The organism is Pseudomonas sp. Z2-11 (assembly GCF_054161305.1).
This window is the reverse complement of the sequence record NZ_CP096395.1, coordinates 74,618-94,180: the sequence shown is the minus strand read 5'-3', so window position 1 is coordinate 94,180 and position 19,563 is coordinate 74,618. Positions and strand designations below refer to the sequence as shown.

The following is a 19,563-nucleotide window of genomic DNA, read 5'->3' as shown; positions in this document are numbered from 1 at the left end:
TACTTCCTCAAGATGTCAGGCCTTGGCCGGTATTTTCCGGCTCAGGGCCGTTTTGTACTGATCGGTCGCGACAGATGCAAGCGGGATCGGCGCAGCGGCGCCCTGGCTCGGCCAAAATCGCCGACCGGCATGGTAAGCTCGCGGCCTCATTCGCTGCCATTCAAGACCCTTGTGCCGCCTACAAATTCGATATTTCCTACACTTCGATGGCTTCCCCAGCACCTGCTGTCGCCCCGTCCCGATGCCTGCGTGCTCGACTGGTTGTTCGACCAGGGCTCCCTGACCCGGCGCCTTACAGGCCTGTCGGATGACCACTTCAGCGTGACACCGCTGCTGGAGGGCTGGCAGCCGTTGCGCGCCGACGAGTGTGCCGCGCTGGACCTGGCCGAGGGCAGCGAAGGCTGGGTGCGCGAAGTCTACCTGCGCGGTCATGGCCAGCCTTGGGTGTTCGCCCGCAGCGTGGCGGCACGCAGCGCGTTGCAGGGCGACGGTTTGCAGATGGACGCACTGGGCAGCCGCTCCTTGGGCGAGCTGCTTTTTTGTGACCAGGCATTCCAGCGCCGGGCGATCGAGGTGTGCCATTACCCGAGCGAATGGTTGCCACCCGAGGTTCGCGCCCACGCGTTGTGGGGCCGTCGCTCGCGTTTCGATCGCGGTGCGTTGAGCGTGCTGGTGGCGGAGATTTTCCTGCCGCCGCTGTGGACCGTCGCTCGCGCCTATTCGGAGAATTGCTGATGTACGTGCAACTGCTCAAATCCTTGAACCGCCTCAATCCGCGGGCCTGGGACTTCGTGCAACTGACCCGCATGGACAAGCCCATCGGCATCTACCTGTTGCTGTGGCCGACATTGTGGGCGCTGTGGATTGCCGGCGAAGGCTCGCCGTCCCTGGCCAATATCTTGATTTTTGTGCTGGGCGTAGTGCTGACCCGTGCCGGCGGTTGCGTGATCAACGACTGGGCCGACCGCAAGGTCGACGGCCACGTCAAACGCACCGAGCAGCGCCCGTTGGTGAGCGGCAAGATCAGCTCGAAGGAAGCCCTGGTGTTCTTCGCGGTCTTGATGAGCGTGAGTTTCCTGCTGGTCCTGTGCACCAATGCGCCGACGATTCTGTTGTCCTTGGGCGGACTGGCGCTGGCGTTCAGTTACCCGTTCATGAAGCGCTACACCTATTACCCGCAAGTGGTGCTGGGCGCGGCGTTTTCCTGGGGCATGCCGATGGCTTTCACCGCCGAAACCGGCCATCTGCCGGCCGCCGCATGGCTGCTGTACATTGCCAACCTGCTGTGGACGGTGGGCTACGACACTTACTACGCGATGACCGACCGGGACGACGACCTGAAGATTGGCGTGAAATCCACGGCGATCCTGTTTGGCGATGCCGATCGGGTGATCATCTTGACACTGCAAGGCCTGGCCTTGGGCTGCCTGCTGCTGGCCGGGGCTCAGTTCAAGCTGGGGGGCTGGTTCCATCTCGGTCTCGTGGCCGCCGCAGCGTGCTTTGCCTGGGAGTTCTGGTACACCCGCGGCAAGGACCGGATGCGCTGTTTCAAGGCGTTCCTGCACAACCATTGGGCCGGGTTGGCGATTTTTGTCGGGATTGTGCTGGATTACGGGTTGCGATGAGTTCTGTGGCCGAGCGCTGGGTTTGGGATGAAGAAGAACCCTGTGGCGAGGGAGCTTGCTCCCGCTCGGTTGCGTAGCGACCGCAAGATTTTTGGGGCCGCTTCGCAGCCCAGCGGGAGCAAGCTCCCTCGCCACGAAGAGCGGTTTGGTGCTGGTCAGTCGGGCTTGGCGATTTTCCAGACGCCGCCCTTGCCGTCACCGGTCTTATCCCCTGCCTTCTTGTCGCCGACGAAGGTGTACAGCGGATCGCCGTCATAGGCCCACTGTGACGCGCCGTCGTCACGGGTGATCACGGTCCATTCGCCCGCAGGAGTCGCGGTGCTTTCAGCCTTGAGCGGTGGCCAGTTTTCGGCGCATTTATCGTTGCATACCGACTTGCCTCCGTCGTCCTTGTCGTAGGTGTACAACGTCATGCCCTTGTGATCGACCAGCACGCCATCCTTGACCATAGCCGGTTCGCCAGCCGCAAGCGCCATTCCTGGCAACGCCAGCGCAGCCACCAGCCCCAACGCCTTGATGGATTGAATGTAATAAGCCATGGAAACCTTCCTTTGCAGTTGTCAGGATTCGGACCCAAAAGCCTAGCCCAAGATCGCCTCTGCTGCCGTCCGGGGAAATAACTGTCACACGACTGCAATAATTCCGTTATCTAATGCGGCGCAAGACAGTTAAATGACAAGAGGATTACCCCATGGTTGGCAGGAGCATTCTGATCGTCGACGACGAGGCGCCCATCCGCGAGATGATCGCCGTTGCGTTGGAGATGGCCGGCTATGACTGCATGGAAGCAGAAAACTCTCAACAGGCCCACGCCATCATCGTCGATCGCAAGCCCGACCTGATCCTGCTGGACTGGATGCTGCCAGGCACCTCCGGCATCGAGCTGGCGCGGCGTCTCAAGCGCGATGAGCTGACGGGTGACATCCCGATCATCATGCTCACCGCCAAGGGCGAAGAAGACAACAAGATCCAGGGCCTGGAAGTCGGTGCCGACGATTACATCACCAAGCCGTTTTCCCCTCGGGAGCTGGTGGCGCGCCTCAAGGCCGTGCTGCGTCGTGCCGGGCCGACCGATGGCGAAGCGCCGATCGAAGTTGGCGGCCTGCTGCTGGACCCGATCAGCCACCGCGTGACCATCGACGGCAAGCCCGCCGAGATGGGCCCGACCGAATATCGCCTGTTGCAGTTCTTCATGACGCACCAGGAGCGCGCCTACACCCGTGGGCAGCTGCTGGATCAGGTCTGGGGCGGCAACGTGTATGTCGAGGAGCGCACCGTGGATGTGCACATCCGGCGCTTGCGCAAAGCCCTCGGCGACGCCTATGAGAATCTGGTACAAACCGTGCGCGGCACCGGTTATCGTTTTTCGACAAAGGCCTGACCCGAGCCCTTACCGCCCGACAAGCTGACAAGGACGCGCGCTCAAGTGAATCAAAACTGGCATGGCACCCTGATCCGCCACATGTTGTTGCTGGTGACCGGTTGCCTGTTGATCGGCCTGATCACCGGCTACTACGGCTGGAGCCTGGCCGTGGGCCTGGCGCTTTACCTGGCCTGGACCCTCAAGCAATTGCTGCGCCTGCACGAGTGGCTGCGCCTGCACCAACCCGACGAGGCCCCGCCCGACGGCTACGGCTTGTGGGGCGAGGTGTTCGACAGCATCTACCACCTGCAACGGCGCGACCAGCGCGTTCGCGGCCGCCTGCAGGCGGTGATCGACCGCGTCCAGGAATCCACCGCCGCGCTCAAAGACGCGGTGATCATGCTCGACAGCGACGGCAACCTGGAATGGTGGAACCGCGCCGCAGAAACCCTGCTGGGCCTCAAGACGCCACAGGACAGCGGCCAGCCGGTGACCAACCTGGTGCGCCATCCGCGCTTCAAGGAATATTTCGAGCAAGACAATTACGCCGAACCGCTGGAAATCCCGTCGCCCACCAATGATCGGCTGCGCATCCAGCTGTACATCACCCGCTATGGCAACAACGAACACCTGATGCTGGTGCGCGACGTGACGCGCATTCATCAACTGGAACAGATGCGCAAGGATTTCATCGCCAACGTATCCCATGAACTGCGTACGCCATTGACGGTGATCTGCGGTTACCTGGAGACCCTGCTCGACAATGTCGAGGAGGTGAACCCGCGCTGGACCCGTGCCTTGCAACAGATGCAGCAGCAGGGCGGACGCATGCAGACGCTGCTCAACGACCTCCTGTTGCTGGCGAAGCTGGAAGCCACCGACTATCCCTCGGACAACCAGCCGGTGCCCATCGAGGACCTGCTGCAAGTCATTGCCGAAGATGCGCAGGAGTTGTCCGGCCCCAAGCAGCAGTCCATCACGCTTGAAGCAGACCCGACCGTACAACTCAAGGGCAGCGAGGCGGAACTGCGCAGCGCGTTTTCCAACCTGGTGTTCAACGCGGTCAAATACACGCCTGAACAAGGGCGGATCCATGTGCGCTGGTGGGGCGATGAACAAGGCGCACACCTGAGCGTGCGCGATTCCGGCATCGGCATCGATAGCAAGCACCTGCCGCGCCTGACCGAACGGTTCTACCGGGTCGACTCCAGCCGCAACTCCAACACTGGCGGAACCGGGCTCGGTCTGGCAATCGTCAAGCATGTGCTGCTGCGCCATCGTGGACGCATGGAAATCAGCAGCGTGCCCGGCCATGGCAGTACGTTTACCTGCCATTTCACCCCGGCGCAGGTGGTCCGCGGACGGCACTCCAGCCACGACGAATGACGCCGGCGGGCGTTCCCCACTAGGCAATCGCCCGGTCAGCCGCTACATTGGCTGACTTGTGCCTGCCTTTTCAGGCACTGAATTTCCCATCATACGAACATACGGAACCTGCAAAACTCCATCATGGACCCTTCCCCTGGCTTGTCCCTCGCTACACTCTTCGCCGAATTCGGCATGATTCTTTTTGCTCTGATCCTGGTCTTGCTCAACGGTTTTTTCGTTGCGGCCGAATTTGCCATGGTCAAGCTGCGCTCGACCCGGGTCGAGGCCATCGCCGAGCAGAACGGCTGGCGCGGACATATCCTGCGCACCGTCCACAGCCAGCTCGACGCCTATCTCTCGGCCTGCCAGTTGGGTATCACCCTCGCCTCCCTGGGGCTGGGATGGGTCGGCGAGCCGGCGTTCGCGCACATTCTCGAACCGCTGCTGGGCGCGGTTGGCGTCCAGTCGCCGGAAGTGATCAAGGGCGTGTCGTTCTTCACCGCGTTCTTCATCATTTCCTACCTGCACATCGTGGTCGGCGAGCTGGCGCCCAAATCCTGGGCGATCCGCAAACCGGAACTGCTGTCGCTGTGGACGGCCGTGCCGCTGTACCTGTTCTACTGGGCCATGTACCCGGCGATCTACCTGCTCAATGCCAGCGCCAACGCGATCCTGCGTATCGCCGGCCAGGGTGAGCCCGGCCCGCATCATGAACACCATTACAGCCGCGAGGAGTTGAAGCTGATCCTGCACTCCAGCCGTGGCCAGGACCCGAGCGACCAAGGCATGCGCGTGCTGGCCTCCGCCGTGGAAATGGGCGAGCTGGAGGTGGTGGACTGGGCCAACTCCCGGGAAGACCTGGTAACGCTGGAATTCAACGCCCCGCTCAAGGAAATCCTGGCGATGTTCCGTCGCCACAAGTTCAGCCGGTATCCGGTGTACGACAGCGAGCGCCAGGAATTCGTCGGCCTGCTGCACATCAAGGACCTGCTGCTGGAACTGGCGGCCCTGGACCACATCCCCGAATCGTTCAACCTGGCGGAACTGACCCGCCCGCTGGAGCGAGTATCGAGGCACATGCCGTTGTCGCAGCTGCTGGAGCAGTTCCGCAAGGGCGGTTCGCACTTCGCCGTGGTCGAAGAAGCCGACGGCAATATCATCGGCTACCTGACCATGGAAGACGTTCTGGAAGTGCTGGTGGGCGATATCCAGGACGAACACCGCAAGGCCGAGCGCGGCATCCTTGCCTATCAGCCGGGCAAGCTACTGGTGCGCGGCGACACCCCGCTGTTCAAGGTGGAGCGCCTGCTGGGCATCGACCTGGACCACATCGAAGCGGAAACCCTGGCAGGGTTGGTCTACGAAACCCTGAAACGGGTGCCGGAAGAGGAAGAAGTGCTGGAAGTCGAAGGCCTGCGGATCATCATCAAGAAGATGAAAGGGCCGAAGATCATCCTGGCGAAGGTGTTGATGCTCGATTGAGTGTCGATCTGCCCGCAAGTTGAAGGCATAACCCACTGTGGCGAGGGAGCTTGCTCCCGCTGGGTCGCGAAGCGACCCCAAAAGCGACGACTGCTTCGCAGCCGAGCGGGAGCAAGCTCCCTCGCCACGAAAAGCCTCCGCACACAGCTACTGCTTGCCCAACGCAAAGTTGGGCAAGTCACCCACCGGCTGGTTGAACTGATAGGGAATCGACACCAGCCCCAGCCCGGTGTTGCGCTGCACCACGAAGTGCAGGTGCGGGCCGGAGCTGTTGCCGGTATTGCCTGACAGCGCCAGCGGCGTGCCCACCACGACCCGCTGCCCCTCCTGGACGCTCACCGAGCCCTTCTGCAGGTGCAGGTAGACCCCCATGGTCCCGTCATCGTGCAGCACCCGCACAAAGTTGCCGGCAGGGTCGGTGCCGCGCCCGGTCTGCTCGTTCTCGGTCTTGACCACGACGCCGCCCCGCGCCGCGATGATCGGCGTGCCTTCGGGCATCGCGATGTCCATGGCGTAGCGGTTCTTCGGGCCGTAATGGCTGTATTGGCCGTTGGCGCCCTGGCTCAACCGGAAAGGCCCGCCACGCCAGGGCAACGGATAGCGATAAGCTTGCGCCGTGCCTGCGGGGTCGCCCAGGGAGTATTCGAACCTTGGGGTATAAGCCAGAGGCCTGCCGGGCCGAGTGGCCGTCAGCAGCGCCAGGCGCAGATTGCTGCGCGCCGGCAGCACGCGGCGGATCGGCCGGCTCGGCGCCCCGCTGACGTTGCGCAACCCGGCGAAGCTCAGCTCGATTTCCACCGGGGCATAAAGGTCGTTGCGCACGTACACCGCGTCCGCGCCCTTCTGCTTCCTGATGTCGAGAAACACCTGGCGCTCCAGGCGCTCGACCATGCGATCACGAAATACGAACACCTGGGAGCCTTTGCTGGGGCGGTCACTGTAGGAGACCACGCCATTGGCGTCGGTGGATTTGTAGATGGTCATCGCCAAGGCCGGGGTGGCGGCCAGGACAAGACCACAGGCGAACAGCAACGGCACGAGCATGGGCAAGAATTCTGTCGAAATGAAGGCCTGCAAAGCAGCCTAGCAGCTGGGATGGACCAGCGTAGTCGACGGATGTTTCAAAATTGGATCGGCGGTCGGGTTGAAGCTGATGGCCTTTTCGTCGGATCGCCGCCCGGAGCAGGCTCGCTCCCACAGTGATTTGTGCAGGCCACACAAATCTGTGCCCTACAAAAAACCTGTGGGAGCGAGCCTGCTCGCGAAAGCGGACTGAGGGGCGCCGCCAGATCAGGCGCCCGGTACGAAGTGCTTCTGCGCCGTGCCGCGGGCGATCAGGCGGGAGATGTAGTCGAGTTTCTGCGGGTCTTTGTCGACGAAGCGGAAGGTCAGTTGCAGCCATTCGCTGTCAGGGGTTTGCTCATGGGCGACGATGGCGTGCAGGTAGCCGTTCAGACGAGCGGTTTCGGCGTTGTCGCCCTGCTCCATGTCCAGCACCGAGCTCTCCAGCACTTGCGGCAGGATGTCGGTGCGCTTGACCACCAGCAACGCTTCCTTGAGGCTCAGGGCCTTGATCACGCATTGCTGGGTGCCGCTTGACAGGCGCAACTGGCCTTGGCCGCGATTGGCAGTGGGTGCGGACGCGGCAGGTGCCTTGACGGGCGGGCTGTTGAGCAAGCCGCGTGCCGCCGGAGCGGCAGCCGCAGCCGCAGCGGGTGCAGGCGCGGCAGCGGGCTTGGCAAACGGGTTCGCCGCTGGCGCAGCCGCTGCAACCGGAGCGGCCTTGCCGCCGGTCAGGGCACTGAGCGAATCATTGCCGAACGCCGAATTCATCTTGGTCGGGGCGCTGTTCATCAACGTGTCGAGCTTGCCGACCTTGTTCAAGGCCTGCTTGACCTTGGTCAGCAACTGTTCGTTAGTGAAGGGTTTGCTGACGTAGCCGGAAACGCCGGCCTGGATCGCCTGGACCACGTTCTCCTTGTCGCCACGGCTGGTCACCATCACAAAAGGCATGCCCTTGAGATTGTCCTGCTGGCGGCACCAGGTCAGCAATTCCAGGCCGGACATTTCTGGCATTTCCCAGTCGCACAGCACCAGGTCGAACGCTTCACGGGCCAGCAGGGCCTGGGCTTTCTTGCCGTTCACCGCGTCTTCGATGCGGATGCCTGGGAAGTAGTTGCGCAGGCACTTCTTCACCAAGTCACGAATGAACGAAGCATCGTCCACGACCAACACACTGACCTTACTCATCCAGATACACCTCTAAAAAATCCCGGCAAGCATACCGCCTTACTGATGGCACATCGCCAAAAACCTTCAGTCACGCCGGGACTTTTCGTTCGCGGGGTGCTGCTTTTGATTAAAAAAACCGCAAAAAAAAGCCCGACCAGAAGGCCGGGCGCTTTTCTTGGCAATCTTACTTATCGTCAGTTTGACCGGGAACATTAGCGGTTTCGGACGGGGTGCCCTCAACTTCTTCCTTCATCCGCTTGAGCCCCATGTGCCGGACATCGGTGCCACGCACGAGGTAGATCACCAGTTCCGAGATGTTGCGTGCATGATCGCCGATACGCTCCAAAGAACGCAGCACCCAGATGATGCTCAACACCCGGGAAATCGAACGCGGGTCCTCCATCATGTAGGTCGCCAGCTCGCGCAGGGCGGTCTTGTACTCGCGGTCGATGATCTTGTCGTACTGGGCCACCGACAGCGCCAGGTCGGCGTCGAAACGGGCGAAGGCGTCCAGCGCATCGCGGACCATGTTGCGCACCTGGTCACCAATGTGGCGAACCTCGACGTAACCGCGCGGCGCTTCGCCTTCTTCGCACAACTGGATGGCGCGACGAGCGATCTTGGTGGCTTCGTCGCCGATCCGCTCAAGGTCGATCACCGACTTGGAGATGCTGATGATCAGGCGCAGGTCGGAAGCCGCAGGCTGACGACGGGCCAGGATGCGCAGGCATTCTTCGTCGATGTTGCGTTCCATCTGGTTGATCTGGTCATCAATCTCGCGCACTTGCTGGGCTAGACCGGAGTCAGCCTCGATCAGCGCGGTCACCGCGTCGTTGACCTGCTTTTCCACCAGCCCGCCCATGGCCAGCAGGTGGCTGCGCACCTCTTCCAGCTCGGCGTTGAACTGCGCGGAAATGTGGTGGGTGAGGCCTTCCTTCGAAATCATGGTTTTGCTCCGCAAAAGCTGTGAGCTGCAAGCTTCAAGCTGCAAGCTGATATGTGTCGTTACTCAAACCGCCTTTACTTGCCGCTTGTAGCTTGAAGCTTGCGGCTCTACGGCTAGCCGTAGCGACCCGTGATGTAGTCCTCGGTCTGCTTCATGGCCGGATTGGTAAACAGGGTATCGGTGTCGCCGAATTCCACCAGCTTGCCCATGTACATGAACGCGGTGTAGTCGGACACCCGCGCCGCCTGCTGCATGTTGTGGGTCACGATGACGATGGTGAACTTGGACTTGAGCTCGTAGATCAGTTCCTCGACTTTCAGCGTCGAGATCGGGTCGAGTGCCGAGCAAGGTTCGTCGAGCAGCAGCACTTCCGGCTCCACGGCGATGGTGCGGGCGATCACCAGACGCTGCTGCTGCCCACCGGACAGGCCCAGCGCCGATTCGTGCAGGCGGTCCTTGACCTCATCCCACAGCGCCGCGCCCTTGAGTGCCCACTCCACGGCTTCATCGAGTACGCGCTTCTTGTTGATGCCCTGGATCCGCAGGCCGTAGACGACGTTCTCGTAGATGGTCTTGGGGAACGGGTTGGGCTTCTGGAACACCATGCCCACGCGACGACGCAGTTCGGCAACGTCTTCGCCCTTGCGGTAGATGTTGTTGCCGTAGAGGTTGATTTCGCCTTCGACGCGGCAGCCGTCCACCAGATCGTTCATGCGGTTGAAGGTGCGCAGCAAGGTCGACTTGCCGCAGCCCGACGGACCGATGAACGCGGTGACGCGCTGTTTCGGGATGTTCAGGCTGACATCGTACAGCGCCTGTTTCTGACCGTAGAACAGGTTCAGGCCGGGCACTTCGATGGCGACGGTTTCCTGAGCCAGGTTCAGGCTCTGCTTGTCGCGGCCCAGGGCCGACATGTTGATGCCGTGTGTAGGTGCTTCGTGTTGCATGGGAGGCTCCCTGTGCTAACAAATTCGGTTCGGAACGCCTGTGTGGCGACCCCATGAAATTCCAATGTGGGAGCGAGCCTGCTCGCGAAGGGGGCCTTGAGGCCGCCAAAAGCTTCGCGAGCAGGCTCGCTCCCACAGACCCTCAACTATCCAGTGCCTTGTACTTCTCACGCAGGTGGTTACGGATCCACACCGCCGACAGGTTCAGGGTCGCGATCACCAGCACCAGCAGCAACGCCGTGGCGTAGACCAATGGCCGGGCTGCTTCGACGTTCGGGCTCTGGAAGCCGACGTCATAGATATGGAAGCCCAGGTGCATGATTTTCTGGTCCAAGTGCAGGTACGGGTAGTTGCCATCCAGCGGCAGCGACGGCGCCAGTTTCACCACGCCCACCAGCATCAGCGGCGCTACCTCGCCGGCGGCACGGGCCACGGCGAGGATCATGCCGGTCATCATCGCCGGGCTCGCCATCGGCAGGACGATTTTCCACAGTGTTTCGGCCTTGGTTGCACCGAGTGCCAGGGAACCTTCACGCACGGTCCGCGGAATCCGCGCCAGGCCTTCCTCGGTGGCCACGATCACCACCGGTACGGCCAGCAGCGCCAGCGTCAAGGAAGCCCAGAGCAGGCCCGGCGTGCCGAAGGTCGGTGCCGGCAAAGCCTCGGGGAAGAATAGCCGGTCAACCGAGCCGCCCAGCACATAGACGAAAAAACCCAGCCCGAACACGCCGTAGACGATGGCCGGAACGCCTGCAAGGTTGTTCACCGCGATGCGGATCAGGCGGGTCATCGGCCCCTGGCGTGCGTATTCACGCAGGTAGACCGCTGCCAGCACGCCGAACGGCGTGACGATCATCGCCATGATCAGGGTCATCATCACAGTGCCGAAAATCGCCGGGAAGATCCCGCCTTCAGTGTTGGCTTCACGCGGATCGTCGCTGAGGAACTCCCAGACCTTGCTGAAGTAGAAACCCATCTTGGTGAACGTGCCCATGCCGTTTGGCTGGTAGGCGTGCACCACTTTGCCGATCTCGATTTCCACTTCCTTGCCGTTGGCATCGCGGGCCGTCAGGCTGTCGCGGTTGAACTGCGCATGCAGGTCGGTCAGGCGCGCTTCGATGTCCTTGTAGCGGGCGTTTAGTTCGGCGCGTTCGCTTTCCAGGTCAGCCTGGGCTGCGGCGTCGAGCTTGCCGTCCAGCTCCAGCTTGCGACCGTGCAGGCGGATGCGCTCGAGGCCGGCGTTGATCGCGCCGATATCGACTTTTTCCAGGGTCTTGAGTTCGTCGGCCAGTTGATTGACCCGCTCGATACGCGCCTGCAACTGCGGCCAGGCGGCTTCGCCCTCGGCGATGACCTTGCCTTGTTCCTTGACGTTGACCAGGTAGCCGTAGAAGTTGCCCCACTCACGTCGCTCCAGAGCCATCAGCTCCGGCGGGGTCGTTTGGTTGCTCAGCCAGTCGCCGACGATCCAGGTGAAATCGGTGCCGTTGAGATCCCGGTTACCGACCTTGACCAGTTCGCGGGTCATGAACTCCGGGCCTTCGTCCGGCACCGGCAGGCCAGCGCTTTTCAGGCGCTCGCGAGGCACTTCTTCTTTCTGTACGACTTCGCCGACCACCAGGTGCGCCGGCATGCCCGGTACGTTGTAGCCGGCGTGGATCAGGTCGGCCGGCCAGAAGTGGCCGAGGCCGCGCACGGCAATCACCGCCAACAGGCCAATGGTCATGATGACCGCGATGGACACCGCGCCACCGCTGATCCAGACGCCCGGGGCGCCGCTCTTGAACCATCCTTTCAGGGAGTTCTGTTTCACAGACTTCTACCTTTCTTAAAGCGACGAATATTTCTTGCGCAGACGCTGACGGATCAGCTCGGCGAGGGTGTTCATGACGAAGGTGAACAACAGCAGCACCAAGGCCGACAGGAACAGCACGCGGTAATGGCTGCCGCCGACTTCCGACTCGGGCATCTCCACCGCGACGTTGGCCGCCAGGGTGCGCAGGCCTTCGAACAGGTTCATTTCCATCACCGGGGTGTTGCCGGTTGCCATCAGCACGATCATCGTCTCGCCCACCGCCCGGCCCATGCCGATCATCAGCGCCGAGAAGATGCCCGGGCTGGCGGTGAGGATGACCACGCGGGTCATGGTCTGCCATGGGGTGGCGCCCAAGGCCAGCGAGCCCAGGGTCAAGCCGCGAGGCACACTGAACACGGCGTCTTCGGCGATGGAATAGATGTTCGGGATCACCGCGAAGCCCATCGCCAGGCCGACCACCAGGGCGTTGCGCTGGTCGTAGGTGATACCCAGGTCATGGGAGATCCACATGCGCATGTCGCCGCCGAAGAACCAGGCTTCCATGTACGGGCTCATGTACAGCGAGAGCCAGCCGACGAACAGGATCACCGGGATCAGCAAGGCACTTTCCCAGCCGTCCGGCACCCGCAGGCGAATGGATTCCGGCAGGCGGCTGAAAGCGAAACCGGCGACCAGGATGCCGATCGGCAGCAACATCAGCAGGCTGAAGATGCCCGGCAGATGCCCTTCGACGTACGGCGCCAGGAACAGACCGGCGAAGAAACCGAGGATCACCGTCGGCATCGCCTCCATCAGCTCGATCACCGGCTTGACCTTGCGGCGCATGCCCGGGGCCATGAAGTAGGCGGTGTAGATCGCGGCGGCAACCGCCAGCGGCGCGGCCAGAAGCATCGCGTAGAACGCCGCTTTCAGGGTGCCGAAGGTCAGCGGCGAAAGGCTCAGCTTGGGTTCGAAGTCGGTGTTGGCGGCAGTCGATTGCCAGACGTACTTGGGCTCATCGTAGTTTTCGTACCAGACCTTGCTCCACAAGGCGCTCCACGAGACTTCCGGGTGTGGGTTTTCCAGGACCAGCGGTTGCAGCTTGCCGCCCTGCTCCACGATCAGGCGGTTGGCCCGTGGCGACATGCCGAACAGGCCTTGGCCATCGACTACTTGGTCAACCAGCAAGGTGCGGTGGGCAGTACTGTGGAACACGCCAAGCTTGCCGGCGGCGTCGAGCGCAACGAAACCCTTGCGACGCTCTTCAGCACTGATCTCGACGATGGGCGCGCTGCCCATCTGGAAGGTACGAATCTGTTTGAAACGCAGCTCGCCGTCCGGATCGCGAGCCATGAACCACTGGGCCAGGCCGCCCTTGGAATCACCGATGATCAGCGATATGCCACCGACTAACTGGGCAACGGCGGTGACCTGGGCGTCAGCGTTCTCGAGCAGCTTGTAGCGACCGTTGAGGCTCTTGTCCCGCAGGCTGAACACATCGGCCTGGGCGCGCCCGTTAACCACATACAGCCACTGCTGGCGCGGGTCGACGAAGATGTTTTTTACCGGCTCGGTCATCTGCGGCAGATCGATACGCGTCTGCTCGCTGGTGATTTCACCGGTCATCATGTTTTCTTCGCTGGTGAGCGACAGCACATAGAGCTGCGCGCCGCTGGAGCCAGCCAGCAGCAACGTCGAATCGGTAGCGTTGAGGCTGACATGCTCCAGGGCCGCGCCCTGCTCGTTCAACGCGATCGGCGCTTCACCGTAAGGGTATTCGATGGCCGGAGAGATGGTTTTCTTGCCGTCGGGGTAGCTGACTTTATAAGTGTGGCGGAACACCAGGGCCTGGCCATTGGACAAGCCGATCGCCACCAGCGGGCTGCCGGGCTGATCTTCACCGATGGACGTCACAGTGGCGCCGGCCGGGATCGGCAGGTCGACACGCCGCAGTTCGGCACCGCTGTCGAGGTTGTAGAACAGCGCCACGCCTTTGTCCGAAACCCGCATCGCCACCTGGTTCTGTTCTTCGATGGCGATCATCAGCGGCTTGCCGGCGTCTTGCATCCAGGCAGGGGTAATCGAGTCCTTGGCGGTCAGGTCCGCGCCTTGGAACAGCGGCAGTACCACGTAGGCCAGGAAGAAAAAAATCAAAGTAATGGCGGCGAGGACGGCGAGGCCGCCAACCAGCACGTACCAACGGGTGAGGCGATCCTTGAGCGCGCGGATGCGGCGCTTGCGTTGCAGCTCAGGCGTATTGAAGTCAATGCGCTTGGGAGGGGAAGTCGTAGTCATTGTGGAGTTGGCCAGATCATTCATGCGCACACCCTAGCGATCCTGTATGACAGAAAGATGACAGTGAAGTGACGCAACAAATCCGCCGCCGGTGGGAACCGGCAGCGGATGGAAATTTGGTCTGTGGCAGCGAGCAAGCTCGCTCCCACAGGGGCCTGGGCTCAGGCGTTACTGCTTGGCGACGTTGCCGCCTTCCTGCAGACCCAGGTCAGCCAGTGCCTTGGCGGCGACTTTGGCTGGAACCGGGATGTAGCCGTCCTTGACCACGACTTCCTGGCCTTGCTTGGACAGGATCAGCTTGACGAACTCGGCTTCCAGCGGGGCCAGAGGCTTGTTCGGTGCCTTGTTGACGTAGACGTAGAGGAAACGCGACAGCGGATACTTGCCGTTCAGGGCGTTTTCTTCGGTGTCCTCGATGAACTCGCCGCCTTCCTTCTTGGCCAGGGCAACGGTTTTCACGCTGGCGGTCTTGTAGCCGATACCCGAGTAGCCAATGCCGTTAAGCGAGCTGCTGATCGACTGCACAACCGAAGCCGAACCTGGCTGTTCGTTGACGTTTGGCTTGTAATCGCCTTTGCACAGGGCTTCTTCCTTGAAGTAGCCGTAGGTGCCGGACACCGAGTTGCGGCCAAACAGCTGGACTGGCTTGTTGGCCAGGTCGCCGGTCACGCCCAGGTCGCCCCAGGTCTTGACGTCAGCCTTGGCGCCGCACAGGCGAGTCGAGGAGAAGATCGCATCGACCTGAGCCATGGTCAGATGCTTGATCGGGTTGTCCTTGTGCACGAATACCGCCAAGGCATCCACGGCAACCGGGATAGCGGTTGGCTTGTAGCCGTACTTGGTTTCGAAGGCCTGCAACTCGTTGTCCTTCATCTTGCGGCTCATCGGGCCCAGGTTAGCGGTGCCTTCGGTGAGTGCGGGCGGCGCGGTGGAAGAACCGGCGGCCTGGATCTGGATGTTGACGTTCGGGTATTCCTTCTTGTAGTTCTCGGCCCACAAGGTCATCAGGTTAGCCAGGGTATCGGAGCCGACGCTGGACAGGTTGCCCGACACACCAGTGGTCTTGGTGTAGCTCGGGATCGCAGGGTCAACAGCGGCAACCGCGTTGGCAGTCGCGACGCCAGCAGCGACAAACGTCATTGCCGCCATCAAACGCTTCAGTTTCATGCCTTACTCCTAGCAGATAGGGTGTGTTAAGTCGGCCAAGTATCGATAAGCCTTATGAACACTCTATGGCTGAAATATGACAATTGGATGAAAGGCCAGCATTGGCTTTCGCAGGATGATTCATGGTGCCCTTTTCGCGAGCAGGCTCGCTCCCACCAGGGAATGCGAACCCATGTGGGAGCGAGCCTGCTCGCGAAAACGCCAGTACAGGCGGGGAAAAAAGCGCCGGTTATCGGCCCTTCTTCCAGAGATACCCACCAATCAACATCCCGATCCCGCAGATGATCGCCACGTAGTACGCCGGCCCCATCGGGCTCTCTTTCAACAGCAGGGTCACGATCATCGGGGTCAGCCCGCCGAAGATCGCGTAGGCCAGGTTGTAAGAGAACGACAGTCCGCTGAAGCGCACCACGGCCGGGAAGGCATTGACCATGACGTAGGGCACCGCGCCGATGGTACCCACCAGCAAGCCACTCAAGGCGTAGAGCGGGAACAACCACTCGGGGTGCTCGAACAGGCTGTGGTAGAAGGTCCAGAAGGTAATCAGCAGCAAGCCGCTACCAAAGACGAACACCCGCCCGGCGCCGAAGCGGTCAGCCAGCACACCCGCGCCGATACAGCCGAAACTGAGGAATACGATCGCCAGGCTATTGGCCTGCAACGCCGTGGTCGGGCTGAAGTGATACACGGTCTGCAGCACGGTGGGTGTCATCAGGATCACCACGATGACGCCCGCCGACAGCAGCCAGGTCAACAGCATCGAAATGACAATGGCGCCGCGATGATCACGCAGCACCGCGCGCAACGGCACTTCTTCGGCCAGGGCCTTGCGCAATTGCAGCTCGGCAAATACCGGGGTTTCGTGGAGCCAGCGGCGCAGGTACACCGAAAACAGTCCGAACACGCCGCCCAGCAGGAACGGGATCCGCCAGGCGTAATCCGCCACTTCCACCGACGTATAAATGCTGTTGATGGCCGTGGCGACCAGCGAACCCAGCAAAATTCCCGCCGTCAGGCCACACGTCAGCGTGCCGCAGGCATAGCCGATGTGGCGCGCCGGCACGTGTTCGGAAACGAATACCCAGGCGCCCGGCACTTCGCCGCCAATTGCGGCGCCCTGGATCACCCGCATCAGCAGCAGCAGAATCGGCGCCCACATGCCGATCTGCGCATAAGTGGGCAGCAAACCCATGATCAGGGTCGGCACGGCCATCATGAAGATGCTCAGGGTGAACATCTTCTTGCGCCCCAGCAGGTCGCCGAAGTGGGCCATGATGATCCCGCCCAACGGCCGGGCCAGGTAACCGGCGGCAAAGATGCCGAACGTCTGCATCAGGCGCAGCCACTCGGGCATTTCGGCCGGGAAGAACAATTTGCCGACCACGGTGGCAAAGAACACGAAAATGATGAAATCGTAGAACTCCAGCGCACCGCCCAAGGCAGAAAGCGACAGGGTCTTGTAGTCGTTACGGGTCAGCGGACGGGCCGGTTGTGCGGGTGTCGCCGTGCTCGAAGGCGCAGTGGTCATGGCAAGGGCTTCTCTTATAGTCGATTCTGCGGCCCCGACAACGCTGAATGGGCGCCCGGGCAGGTTCGGCACGATAGCAAATTGTTCGAAAAAGCACATAGAGGCGCGTAATTGACAGTCGAAATCAGAACCGAGTGGTCGTCTCGACGACTATCGCCCGATATACTCGCAACCTTGCAATACTCTGTAAGGGGTTGCTGTGCGAAAACGTCGTTGGTGGCGCAATACGAGATCAGCCGGTTTCGCAGAGTTTCCCTTTGGCACGCCTTGACGAAAAACGTGACGAACGCAGCATGTTCGGGCTGAATCGTTTTTTTAAGGACGGCTACTCACCTGAAGTACAAGACAGCGTTACGGGTCAGAGGCACCCCCGGCATGATAGAGCTCGAACAAGAAGATCCAATCCCGCAAGGCGATCTGGCCCTGCAAATCACCGCGCTTCCCCGAGAGACCAACGGCTTCGGGGATATTTTCGGCGGTTGGCTGGTGTCCCAGATGGACCTGGCCGGCACCGCGATGGCCAGCAAGGTTGCCGGCGGCCGCGTGGCCACCGTGGCGATCGATCGCATGGCGTTCCTGGTGCCGGTGGCAGTGGGTGCGCAATTGTCGTTCTACACCCAGGCCCTGGAAATCGGCCGGAGCTCGATCCAGATGATGGTCGAGGTCTGGAGTGACGACCCATTGTCCAGCGAATGGCGCAAGGTCACCGAAGCGGTGTTCGTGTTCGTCGCCATCGATGGCAGTGGTCGTACCCGCTCGGTTCCACCTCGGGCGCGTTAAACACGGCGGCCGTTTTGCGGTCCATTGCAGTCCATGTTCCTGAACGAGATTTGCAGCATGCCAACGCCTAACGTCGAAGCCGTCAAACTGGATGAACTGAACGGTTGGCGCATCCGCCACGGTCAGGCCGAGTTGCTCGTGGCCCAGCAAGGCGCGCACGTTCTCAGCTATCAGGTGGACGGCCAGCCGCCGCTGATCTGGCTCAACGACCAGGCGACGTTCAAGACCGGCAAGAGCATCCGTGCCGGCGTACCGGTGTGCTGGCCGTGGTTCGGCAACCTTACGCGCAACCCCGACAGCGTCCAGGCCATGCGCGTCAGCAACGAACCGGCCACCGCCCACGGCCTGGTACGGGCAATGGATTGGGAACTCAAGGGCATCGAAGCCGAGGGCGAGAGCCTGAAGATCGAATTCGTGCTGCCCTACCCCGAAAACGGTTTGTCCGGCTGGCCCCATCAGGTCGACCTGACCTTGACCATCGTCATGGACGAGCAACTGCATATCCATCTGACCAGCCATAACCGTGGCAGCGAAACCGTCAGCCTGAGCCAGGCGCTGCACAGCTATTTCGCGGTCAGCGACGTGCGCAACGTGCATGTCGACGGAGTGGATGGCTTGCGCTACGTCGAGACCCTGGATGACTGGAACGTCCATACCCAGGCCGGCGAGCTGCATTTTGCCGGCGAAACCGACCGGATCTATCTCGAAACGCCGCCGACGCTGAGCATCGTCGACGCGCATTGGCAGCGACGAATCGAACTGACCAGCAGCGGCTCGCGCTCGGCGGTCATCTGGAACCCCTGGACCGAACGGGCCAAGGCCTTCAGCGACATGGCCGATGATGGCTGGCAACGCATGCTCTGCATCGAGACGGCCAATGTGATGGATGATGTGGTGACGCTGTTGCCGGATGCCAGCCATACGCTGGGCGTGAGCATTCGCAGCAAACCGCTCTAAACACACTGAACAAATATCCCCTGTGGGAGCGAGCCTGCTCGCGAAGGCGGCGTGTCAGTAAATACATATCTTGACTGACACACCGCCTTCGCGAGCAGGCTCGCTCCCACAATGGGTTGATGCCAAGCCTACAAATCCGCCTCCTGCACCACCCGCACCTTCTGCGCCTCCATCGCATACGCCGCGCTCGCCAGGTCATTGTCGACCTTTTCGATCTTCAGCGTGCCGGTGACCCACAGCGGCGTGTAGATATCATCCAGCTTCAGGCCCTTGGGATAACGCACCAGCACCAATTGATTGGGTGGCGGTGGCGGGACGTGGATGCAGGCACCGGGGTATGGCACCAGGAAAAACAGCGTGCTGCGGCCCTTGGCGTCGGTTTCCAGCGGCACCGGGTATCCGCCGATGCGGATGTGCTTGTCGTTCATTGATGCCACGGTCTTGGTCGAATACATCACCGCCGGCAAGCCTTTGCTCTGCTTCAGGCCACCCTTTTCGGTGAAGGTGCCGTTGGCTTCAGGGGAGTTGTGATCGATCTCGGGCATGGCCTCGAGGGCCTTCTGGTCCGACTTGGGCATCAGTTCGAGCCAGTCGGTTTCGGGCAGCTCGGCGGCGTGGGCCAGGCCAGTGCCCAGCAGAAGGAAGGTCAGCAGTAAACGGCGCATGAAAGGGCTCGGCATAAGGGAAAAATACGACGCCGGGCATTCTAGCCCTCCGCGCGCGCCACGCGCAGAGGACTTTCGCGCTTTGATCAGTTCCTTTTGATCAGGCCGTAGATCACCAGCAGCACCACCGCGCCCACCAGGGCACCGAGGAAACCAGCGCCTTCGCCTGCCTGATAGATGCCCAGGGCCTGGCCGCCGTAAGTGGCTGCCAATGAACCGCCGATACCCAGCAGGATAGTCATGATCCAGCCCATGCTGTCATCGCCAGGCTTCAGGAAACGCGCGAGCAGGCCAACGATCAGGCCGATAAAAATGGTTCCGATGATTCCCATGGTATTCCCCTCTGATTGAGTAGCTATGCCAAAGCCTAGTCAGACTTTGGCACCTTGCCATGAGAGAAGACGGCCGACGAA

18 protein-coding genes are annotated in these 19,563 nt (G+C 61.5%); 7 read left to right on the top strand and 11 right to left on the bottom strand.

Annotation, left to right across the window (positions count from 1 at the left end):
• Window positions 1-129 precede the first annotated feature (129 nt).
• Window positions 130-735, top strand: coding sequence for a chorismate--pyruvate lyase family protein (locus M1E16_RS00415; RefSeq protein ID WP_434570566.1), 606 nt, complete (start codon window positions 130-132; stop codon window positions 733-735).
• Window positions 735-1,625, top strand: a complete 891-nt coding sequence (ubiA, locus tag M1E16_RS00410; protein WP_458128928.1) for a 4-hydroxybenzoate octaprenyltransferase — start codon at window positions 735-737, stop codon at window positions 1,623-1,625. Before M1E16_RS00415 ends, ubiA begins: the two co-directional genes overlap by 1 nt.
• A gap of 155 nt (window positions 1,626-1,780) precedes the next feature.
• Here ubiA and M1E16_RS00405 read toward each other — a convergent pair whose 3' ends face one another.
• A complete protein-coding gene (locus tag M1E16_RS00405) occupies window positions 1,781-2,164 on the bottom strand; it encodes a COG4315 family predicted lipoprotein (protein ID WP_434696286.1) in 384 nt (127 codons plus the stop codon).
• Between the two features lie 152 nt (window positions 2,165-2,316).
• Between M1E16_RS00405 and phoB the strand changes: the two genes are divergently transcribed.
• From phoB to M1E16_RS00390, 3 genes are all read left to right on the top strand, one after another.
• Window positions 2,317-3,006: a phosphate regulon transcriptional regulator PhoB gene (gene phoB / locus M1E16_RS00400; RefSeq protein WP_003177195.1), complete on the top strand. Its 690-nt coding sequence runs from the start codon at window positions 2,317-2,319 to the stop codon at window positions 3,004-3,006.
• An 81-nt stretch (window positions 3,007-3,087) separates the two neighbouring features.
• Entirely contained in the window at window positions 3,088-4,374 is a 1,287-nt protein-coding gene (phoR, locus tag M1E16_RS00395) for a phosphate regulon sensor histidine kinase PhoR (RefSeq protein WP_434631561.1), read from the top strand.
• A 123-nt stretch (window positions 4,375-4,497) separates the two neighbouring features.
• Complete coding sequence (locus tag M1E16_RS00390) at window positions 4,498-5,838, top strand: hemolysin family protein (protein WP_186611377.1); 1,341 nt, start codon at window positions 4,498-4,500, stop codon at window positions 5,836-5,838.
• Window positions 5,839-5,985: 147 nt separating this feature from the next.
• On the opposite strand, the gene M1E16_RS00385 is transcribed toward M1E16_RS00390, so the two are convergent.
• From M1E16_RS00385 to M1E16_RS00350, 8 genes are all read right to left on the bottom strand, one after another.
• Window positions 5,986-6,882: a peptidoglycan DD-metalloendopeptidase family protein gene (locus M1E16_RS00385; RefSeq protein ID WP_434626772.1), complete on the bottom strand. Its 897-nt coding sequence runs from the start codon at window positions 6,880-6,882 to the stop codon at window positions 5,986-5,988.
• A 246-nt stretch (window positions 6,883-7,128) separates the two neighbouring features.
• Window positions 7,129-8,088 (bottom strand): response regulator, encoded by a 960-nt coding sequence (locus tag M1E16_RS00380; RefSeq protein ID WP_458128927.1) that lies wholly within the window; start codon window positions 8,086-8,088, stop codon window positions 7,129-7,131.
• 166 nt (window positions 8,089-8,254) lie between these two features.
• The gene (gene phoU / locus M1E16_RS00375; RefSeq protein ID WP_072397242.1) at window positions 8,255-9,016 is read right to left on the bottom strand and encodes a phosphate signaling complex protein PhoU; all 762 of its coding nucleotides are present in this window, start codon (window positions 9,014-9,016) and stop codon (window positions 8,255-8,257) included.
• A 113-nt stretch (window positions 9,017-9,129) separates the two neighbouring features.
• Window positions 9,130-9,963, bottom strand: a complete 834-nt coding sequence (gene pstB / locus M1E16_RS00370; RefSeq protein WP_305497678.1) for a phosphate ABC transporter ATP-binding protein PstB — start codon at window positions 9,961-9,963, stop codon at window positions 9,130-9,132.
• Window positions 9,964-10,105: 142 nt separating this feature from the next.
• A complete protein-coding gene (pstA, locus tag M1E16_RS00365; RefSeq protein ID WP_458128926.1) occupies window positions 10,106-11,776 on the bottom strand; it encodes a phosphate ABC transporter permease PstA in 1,671 nt (556 codons plus the stop codon).
• A gap of 15 nt (window positions 11,777-11,791) precedes the next feature.
• A complete protein-coding gene (locus M1E16_RS00360) occupies window positions 11,792-13,825 on the bottom strand; it encodes an ABC transporter permease subunit (protein WP_434631563.1) in 2,034 nt (677 codons plus the stop codon).
• A 396-nt stretch (window positions 13,826-14,221) separates the two neighbouring features.
• On the bottom strand, window positions 14,222-15,220 hold the full coding sequence (locus M1E16_RS00355) for a phosphate ABC transporter substrate-binding protein PstS (RefSeq protein ID WP_458128925.1): 999 nt from the start codon (window positions 15,218-15,220) through the stop codon (window positions 14,222-14,224).
• 229 nt (window positions 15,221-15,449) lie between these two features.
• Entirely contained in the window at window positions 15,450-16,748 is a 1,299-nt protein-coding gene (locus tag M1E16_RS00350; protein ID WP_434696290.1) for an MFS transporter, read from the bottom strand.
• Window positions 16,749-17,123: 375 nt separating this feature from the next.
• Between M1E16_RS00350 and M1E16_RS00345 the strand changes: the two genes are divergently transcribed.
• On the top strand, window positions 17,124-17,528 hold the full coding sequence (locus tag M1E16_RS00345; RefSeq protein WP_003177184.1) for an acyl-CoA thioesterase: 405 nt from the start codon (window positions 17,124-17,126) through the stop codon (window positions 17,526-17,528).
• A 57-nt stretch (window positions 17,529-17,585) separates the two neighbouring features.
• Window positions 17,586-18,485: a D-hexose-6-phosphate mutarotase gene (locus M1E16_RS00340; RefSeq protein WP_458128924.1), complete on the top strand. Its 900-nt coding sequence runs from the start codon at window positions 17,586-17,588 to the stop codon at window positions 18,483-18,485.
• A gap of 128 nt (window positions 18,486-18,613) precedes the next feature.
• Here M1E16_RS00340 and M1E16_RS00335 read toward each other — a convergent pair whose 3' ends face one another.
• Together M1E16_RS00335 and M1E16_RS00330 are read right to left on the bottom strand one after the other, a co-directional pair.
• Complete coding sequence (locus M1E16_RS00335) at window positions 18,614-19,150, bottom strand: DUF3299 domain-containing protein (RefSeq protein ID WP_305497682.1); 537 nt, start codon at window positions 19,148-19,150, stop codon at window positions 18,614-18,616.
• A gap of 86 nt (window positions 19,151-19,236) precedes the next feature.
• On the bottom strand, window positions 19,237-19,482 hold the full coding sequence (locus M1E16_RS00330; RefSeq protein WP_256229514.1) for a GlsB/YeaQ/YmgE family stress response membrane protein: 246 nt from the start codon (window positions 19,480-19,482) through the stop codon (window positions 19,237-19,239).
• Between the last annotated feature and the right edge of the window lie 81 nt (window positions 19,483-19,563).

Bases quoted from the DNA above. Each gene is read 5' to 3' on its own strand.
- M1E16_RS00415 (WP_434570566.1), top strand. From the start codon at position 130: ATGGTAAGCTCGCGGCCTCATTCGCTGCCATTCAAGACCCTTGTGCCG.
- ubiA (WP_458128928.1), top strand. From the start codon at position 735: ATGTACGTGCAACTGCTCAAATCCTTGAACCGCCTCAATCCGCGGGCC.
- M1E16_RS00405 (WP_434696286.1), bottom strand. From the start codon at position 2,164: ATGGCTTATTACATTCAATCCATCAAGGCGTTGGGGCTGGTGGCTGCG.
- phoB (WP_003177195.1), top strand. From the start codon at position 2,317: ATGGTTGGCAGGAGCATTCTGATCGTCGACGACGAGGCGCCCATCCGC.
- phoR (WP_434631561.1), top strand. From the start codon at position 3,088: ATGTTGTTGCTGGTGACCGGTTGCCTGTTGATCGGCCTGATCACCGGC.
- M1E16_RS00390 (WP_186611377.1), top strand. From the start codon at position 4,498: ATGGACCCTTCCCCTGGCTTGTCCCTCGCTACACTCTTCGCCGAATTC.
- M1E16_RS00385 (WP_434626772.1), bottom strand. From the start codon at position 6,882: ATGCTCGTGCCGTTGCTGTTCGCCTGTGGTCTTGTCCTGGCCGCCACC.
- M1E16_RS00380 (WP_458128927.1), bottom strand. From the start codon at position 8,088: ATGAGTAAGGTCAGTGTGTTGGTCGTGGACGATGCTTCGTTCATTCGT.
- phoU (WP_072397242.1), bottom strand. From the start codon at position 9,016: ATGATTTCGAAGGAAGGCCTCACCCACCACATTTCCGCGCAGTTCAAC.
- pstB (WP_305497678.1), bottom strand. From the start codon at position 9,963: ATGCAACACGAAGCACCTACACACGGCATCAACATGTCGGCCCTGGGC.
- M1E16_RS00360 (WP_434631563.1), bottom strand. From the start codon at position 13,825: ATGCAAGACGCCGGCAAGCCGCTGATGATCGCCATCGAAGAACAGAAC.
- M1E16_RS00355 (WP_458128925.1), bottom strand. From the start codon at position 15,220: ATGAAACTGAAGCGTTTGATGGCGGCAATGACGTTTGTCGCTGCTGGC.
- M1E16_RS00350 (WP_434696290.1), bottom strand. From the start codon at position 16,748: ATGACCACTGCGCCTTCGAGCACGGCGACACCCGCACAACCGGCCCGT.
- M1E16_RS00345 (WP_003177184.1), top strand. From the start codon at position 17,124: ATGATAGAGCTCGAACAAGAAGATCCAATCCCGCAAGGCGATCTGGCC.
- M1E16_RS00340 (WP_458128924.1), top strand. From the start codon at position 17,586: ATGCCAACGCCTAACGTCGAAGCCGTCAAACTGGATGAACTGAACGGT.
- M1E16_RS00335 (WP_305497682.1), bottom strand. From the start codon at position 19,150: ATGCGCCGTTTACTGCTGACCTTCCTTCTGCTGGGCACTGGCCTGGCC.
- M1E16_RS00330 (WP_256229514.1), bottom strand. From the start codon at position 19,482: ATGGGAATCATCGGAACCATTTTTATCGGCCTGATCGTTGGCCTGCTC.